Origin of the sequence: Micromonospora sp. AMSO31t (assembly GCF_008868175.1) — a bacterium.
Lineage (GTDB): Bacteria > Actinomycetota > Actinomycetes > Mycobacteriales > Micromonosporaceae > Micromonospora.
Window position 1 is genome coordinate 1 of sequence record NZ_WBKT01000242.1, and the last position, 5941, is coordinate 5941.

The following is a 5941-nucleotide window of genomic DNA, read 5'->3' on the forward strand; positions in this document are numbered from 1 at the left end:
CCGCTGACCCCTCCCGTCGGTCCCAGTTCCGCCGACCCGGTCCGGGCGGGCACCTCCACGACTACCGTGGGTGAGGAGATCGCGGTCGGGAGGTGAGCCGGGATGCCCGCACCCACCCACGGCGCGGTGGTGGTCGGCGTGGGCAGCTCGGCGGAGGACCTCCAGCTGGTCCGGACAGCCGCCGGTGAGGCCGCCGCGCACGACCGGCCGCTGCACCTGCTGCACGCCTTCAACTGGGCGGCGGCCCTGGAGTCGTTCTCCGTGAGCGGGCCGCGCGCAGCCGCCGAGGAACTGCTGGAGCAGGCCGGGCGGGTGGCCGCCGAGACCGCGCCGACGCTGCCCGTCACCGACGAGATCGTCGAGGGCGACCCGATCGAGGCGCTGGTCCGGGCCTCCGACTCGGCGTTCCTGCTGGCGGTCGGCGACGGCGGCATGGCCGGCTGCCCGGAATGCGTACCGGCCGACGCGCCGTCCGTGCAGCTCGCCGCCCGGGCCGGTTGCCCGGTGCTGGTCGCCCGGACCGAGCCGCCCCCGCAGGGGCCGCTGCTGGTCGGTTTCGACGGGTCGGAGAGCTCCCGCGCCACCCTGGCGTACGCCTTCGACTGTGCCGAGGGCCGCGGCTCCCGGCTGCTCGCCATCCGGGTGACGGAACCCGGCCACGACGCCGACGGCGACGACGGCCTGCTCGACGAGGCCGTCGCCCGGTACGCCGCCCGGCATCCCCGGGTGGCCGTCGAGTGCCACACCATCCGCGGCGACCCCGGCGCCGTCCTGGTGGAACAGTCCCGTTCGGCGCAGGTGGCGCTGGTGGGGGCGCGCGGCGACGAGCCGCTGCGGGGCATGCTGGGCGCCGTCAGCCAGACGCTGCTCTACCACTCGCCGGCTCCGGTGATCGTCGTCCGTGGACTCGACCCGGACGACGAGGACGGGTCATGACACCCGCCCGGCCCGGGACCTACGGCCCTGCCCGACCCGCCGGCCGGAGGACGAGGCTGGACGTGCCGGGGGCGGCCGATCCGCTCCCGGGTGGCAGAAGACCCCGAGCCGCGAGAGGCTGACGCAGCATGGACACCGCTCTGGACCTGCACGGCCCCCTGACCGAGGACGAGCTGCGCCGGCTCGACGCCTACTGGCGGGCGGCGAACTACCTCACCGTCGGGCAGATCTACCTGCTCGACAACCCGCTGCTGCGTGAGCCGCTGAAACCCGAGCACATCAAGCCCCGGCTGCTGGGGCACTGGGGCACGAGCCCCGGCCTCAACCTCCTCTATGCGCACCTCAACCGGGTCATCGTCGACCGAGACCTGTCGGCCATCTTCATCACCGGCCCCGGCCACGGCGGCCCGGCGCTGGTGGCCAACACCTGGCTGGAGGGCACCTACAGCGAGCTCTACCACCACATCGCCCGGGACGAGACCGGCATGCAGCGGCTGTTCCGCCAGTTCTCCTTCCCCGGCGGGATCCCCAGCCACGTGGCGCCGGAGGTGCCGGGTTCGATCCACGAGGGCGGCGAGCTGGGGTACGCGCTGAGCCACGCGTACGGGGCCGCGTTCGACAACCCGGACCTGCTGGTCGCCTGCGTGATCGGCGACGGCGAGGCGGAGACCGGGCCGCTGGCCGGGAGCTGGCTGTCCAACGTCTTCCTCAACCCGGGCCGGGACGGGGCGGTGCTGCCGATCCTGCACCTCAACGGCTACAAGATCGCCAACCCGACGGTGCTCGACCGGATTCCCGCCGAGGACCTGCTCGACCAGATGCGCGGCTTCGGCTACCAGCCGTACGTCGTGGCGGGCGACGACCCGGCCCGGGTGCACCAGACCCTCGCCGCCACCCTCGACCGGGCGGTCGACGAGATCGCCGAGATCCAGCGCCTGGCCCGCACCGGCGGCGAGATCGAGCGCCCCCGCTGGCCCATGATCATCCTCCGTACGCCGAAGGGCTGGACCGGGCCGGCGGACGTCGACGGCAAGCAGGTCGAGGGCACGTTCCGCGCCCACCAGGTGCCGATCGACGGGGTCCGCGACAACCCGGCGCACCTGGCCGAGCTGGAGCGGTGGCTGCGCAGCTACCGGCCGGAGGAGCTGTTCGACGCCACCGGCGCGCCGGTCGCCGAGCTGGTCGACCTGCCGCCGACGGGTGACCGGCGGATGAGCGCCAACCCGGTGGCCAACGGCGGGCTCCTGCTGCGCGACCTGGAGCTGCCGGACTTCCGCGACTACGCCGTCGACGTGAAGGAGCCGGGCTCGCCGATGGCCGGCGCCACCGGCGCGCTCGGACCCTGGATCCGGGACGTGATCACCCGCAATCCGCAGACCTTCCGCCTGTTCGGCCCCGACGAGGTCGCCTCGAACCGGCTGGGCGCCGCCTTCGAGGTCACCGACCGCGCGTTCGTCGGCAGCCGGCTCCCCGGCGACGACCACCTCTCCCCCGACGGCCGGGTCATGGAGGTGCTCTCCGAGCACCTGTGCCAGGGCTGGCTGGAGGGCTACCTGCTGACCGGACGGCACGGCATCTTCACCAGCTACGAGGCGTTCATCCACATCGTCGACTCGATGGTCAACCAGCACGCCAAGTGGCTCAAGGTGACCCGGCAGATCCCGTGGCGGGCGCCGGTGGCCTCGCTGAACTACCTGCTCTCCAGCCACGTCTGGCGGCAGGACCACAACGGCTTCTCGCACCAGGACCCGGGCTTCATCGACCACGTGGTCAACAAGAAGGCCGAGGTCGTGCGGGTCTACCTGCCGCCGGACGGCAACACCCTGCTCTCCACCATGGATCATTGCCTGCGCAGCCGGCACTACATCAACGTCGTGGTGGCGGGAAAGCAGCCGGCGCCCAACTGGCTGACCATGGACGAGGCCATCCAGCACACCCGCCGCGGCCTCGGCATCTGGGACTTCGCCAGCACCGACGACGGCAGCGAGCCCGACGTGGTGCTCGCCTGCGCCGGCGACGTGCCGACGCTGGAGACGCTCGCGGCGGCCGACCTGCTCCGCCAGCACCTGCCCGATCTGAAGGTCCGGGTCGTCAACGTGGTCGACCTGATGCGCCTGCAGCCGCCGTCAGAGCACCCGCACGGCCTGCCGGACAGCGAGTTCGACACCATCTTCACCCGCGACAAGCCGGTCATCTTCGCCTACCACGGCTACCCGTGGCTGATCCACCGGCTCACCTACCGCCGCACCAACCACGACAACCTGCACGTCCGCGGCTACAAGGAGGAGGGCACCACCACCACGCCGTTCGACATGGTGATGCTCAACGACCTCGACCGCTTCCACCTGGTCATCGACGTCATCGACCGGCTGCCCGGGCTGCGCTCGCGCGCCGCCCACCTGCGCCAGGAGATGGTGGACGTCCGGCAGTCCTGCCGCGACTACACCCGCGAGCACGGCGAGGACGACCCCCGGGTCGCCGAGTGGCGCTGGATCCGGGAGACCGACCCGGCCGTGCGGAGTGGGGCATGAACGGCGACGAGATCCTGGTCGGCTACGACGGCTCCGCCGACGCGTCGGTGGCCCTCGGCTGGGCGCTGGACGAGGCGGGCCGCTCGGGCCGGCCGGTGCGGCTCGCGTACGTCTTCGAATGGCTGACGGTGGCCGGCTGGATCGGTCCCGGGGTGGCCCCCGGCGTCTGGCCCGACGAGACCGCCCGGCGGCAGGTCGAGGACCTGGTCCGCCGGGCGGCGGCGGACGCCGCCGCCGATCGGCCCGGGCTGACCGTGCAGGGCGAGGTCTTCGACGGACCGCCCGCGCTGGTCCTCCAAGAGCGCTCCGCCGAGGCGGCCATGCTGGTGCTGGGCAGCCGGGGCCACGGCGGGTTCGGCGGGCTGCTCGCCGGCTCCACGGCCGTCTCCGTCAGCGCCCACGCGCACTGCCCCGTGATCGTGGTCCGGGACGGCCGGCCCGTCACCTCCGGGCCCGTGGTGGTCGGCGCGGACGGTTCGCCGTCGTCGGTGCAGGCGCTCGGCTTCGCCGTCGAACGGGCCGCGCAGCGGGACGTGCCCGTGCGCGCGCTGCGCGTGTGGGAGCCCCCCGCCGAGGGGCGGGTGCCGCCGGGCTTCGACCCGGAGGAGGCCGCCGCCACCGAGCGGGCGGCCGCCGAGGCCGACCTGACCCCCTGGCGGGAGTCGTTCCCGGACGTGCCGGTCGAGGTGGTGGCGAACCCGGGCAGCCCGGCGGCGCTGCTGGTCGAGGAGAGCCGGACGGCGCAGCTCGTGGTGGTGGGCAGCCGGGGCCGCGGCGGGCTGCGCGGGATGCTGCTCGGCTCGGTCAGCCAGCAGCTCATCCACCACGCCCAATGCCCGGTCGCCGTGGTCCGCGAACGCTGAGCCACCCGACGGCCCGGAGCACGGGTCGAACGGCCCGGTGGTGCGGGACGTGGGACGCGTGCGGCCACCGCGGACATGGCCGAGGATGGAGCGGGCAACCCCACCCGGGCGTGGGGCACGATGGGGAAACAGGAAAGGTCGTGACGATGAGCCACGAGACGCCGGCTTCGGACCGCCCGCTGACCACCGCGCTCGCGGAGGCCGCCGGAATGGCCGGCCACGCGCCCTCGGTGCACAACACGCAGCCGTGGCACTGGACGGTGTTGCCGGACGCGCTGGAGCTGCGCCTGGTCCGGGAGCGTCACCTCAGCGTCATGGACCCGGAGGGCCGCCTGCTCGTGGTGAGCTGCGGGGCCGCGCTGCACCACGCCCGGGTGGCGCTGGCCGCCGAGGGCTGGACGCCGGTGGTGGAGCGCCTGCCCGACCCCACCCAGCCCGACCTGCTCGCCCGGCTGACCGGATTCAAGCCCACCGGCGCGGACGCGGACGCCATGCGAACGGTCCAGTGCATGCAGGTCCGCCACACCGACCGCCGGCCCGTCAGCGACGAGCCGATCCCGACCGCCGTGCTGGGCGAGATCGACCGGGCGGCCACCCGGGAGGGCGTCAACCTCCAGGTGCTGGACGACGACCAGAAGATCGAGCTGGCCGCCGCCGCCCAGCGGGCGGCAGAGGTCGAGAAGGGCAGCCCGGACCTGCTGGAGGAGCTGGCGTACTGGACCAGCCGAGCCGCCGCCGGCACCGGGCTGCCGCCGGAGGTGCTGCCGGAGCGCGCCCCCGAGACCACCGTCCCGGCCCGCGACTTCGGCCCCGGCACCCTGCCCGTGGGCGAGGGGCACGACCGGGCCGCCCGCTACGCGATCCTCTGGGGCACCGACGACGAACCAGACAGCTGGCTGCACGCCGGCGAGGCCATCTCCGCCGCCTGGCTCACCGCCACCCGGCACGGCGTGTCGCTGGTGCCGCTGTCCGGCGTGGTGGAGGTCGACAGCACCCGCCAGACGCTCCGGCAGATGCTGTCCGGTTTGGGCTTCCCGTACATCTCGATGCGCCTCGGCCTGGCCGACCCGACGCAGGCCGGCCCCCCGCACACCCCGCGGCTGGAGACCGCGCAGACCGTCGACACCTCGGCGGTCCGCGGCCAGCTCTCCTGACGGATCTCCGCCCGGCCACCGGGCGATAGCATCGCCCGGTGGCCAACGCAGCGAACCGCCGCAACGAGCACGTCACCCCGTCGCTGGGGTTGACCCCGCTGTCCCGGGTACGGCTCGACGAGCTGCTCCAGGAAATGCTGGACCGGGTCGGTGAGGTGGTCACCAACCGGGAGCGGCTCCGCGCCCTGCTCGACGCGGTCGTCGGCATCGGCTCCGACCTCGACCTGCGCAGCACCCTCCAGCGGATCGTGGAGTCGGCCTGTGAACTGGTCGGCGCCCGCTACGGCGCGCTCGGCGTGATCGGCACCGACCGGCTGCTGCACGACTTCATCGTCCACGGCATCAGCGCCGAACTGCACGCCGAGATCGGTGAGCTGCCGCACGGGCGGGGCGTGCTCGGCCTGCTCATCGACGACCCCCGCCCGCTGCGCATGCCGGACATCGCCCGCCACCCCCG

Annotated in this window: 4 protein-coding genes and 1 pseudogene; all 5 read left to right on the plus strand. The window is 73.9% G+C overall.

Translation table 11 applies throughout. The features are described 5' to 3' along the window. The first annotated feature begins 102 nt into the window (after nucleotides 1-102). A complete protein-coding gene (locus tag F8274_RS29605) occupies nucleotides 103-936 on the plus strand; it encodes a universal stress protein (protein ID WP_151465646.1) in 834 nt (277 codons plus the stop codon). A 128-nt stretch (nucleotides 937-1064) separates the two neighbouring features. After that, nucleotides 1065-3467 carry a phosphoketolase gene (locus F8274_RS29610; protein ID WP_151465647.1) on the plus strand — a complete coding sequence of 801 codons (2403 nt, stop codon included), beginning with the start codon at nucleotides 1065-1067 and terminating at the stop codon, nucleotides 3465-3467. Continuing rightward, entirely contained in the window at nucleotides 3464-4330 is an 867-nt protein-coding gene (locus F8274_RS29615; RefSeq protein ID WP_151465648.1) for a universal stress protein, read from the plus strand. Before F8274_RS29610 ends, F8274_RS29615 begins: the two co-directional genes overlap by 4 nt. A gap of 146 nt (nucleotides 4331-4476) precedes the next feature. After that, nucleotides 4477-5484, plus strand: coding sequence for a nitroreductase family protein (locus F8274_RS29620; protein WP_151465649.1), 1008 nt, complete (start codon nucleotides 4477-4479; stop codon nucleotides 5482-5484). 89 nt (nucleotides 5485-5573) lie between these two features. Further along, a pseudogene (locus tag F8274_RS29625) lies at nucleotides 5574-5941 on the plus strand (GAF domain-containing protein); the annotation flags it as partial.

Coding starts and splice junctions, on each gene's coding strand:
- F8274_RS29605 (WP_151465646.1), top strand. CDS start 103: ATGCCCGCACCCACCCACGGCGCGGTGGTGGTCGGCGTGGGCAGCTCG.
- F8274_RS29610 (WP_151465647.1), top strand. CDS start 1,065: ATGGACACCGCTCTGGACCTGCACGGCCCCCTGACCGAGGACGAGCTG.
- F8274_RS29615 (WP_151465648.1), top strand. CDS start 3,464: ATGAACGGCGACGAGATCCTGGTCGGCTACGACGGCTCCGCCGACGCG.
- F8274_RS29620 (WP_151465649.1), top strand. CDS start 4,477: ATGAGCCACGAGACGCCGGCTTCGGACCGCCCGCTGACCACCGCGCTC.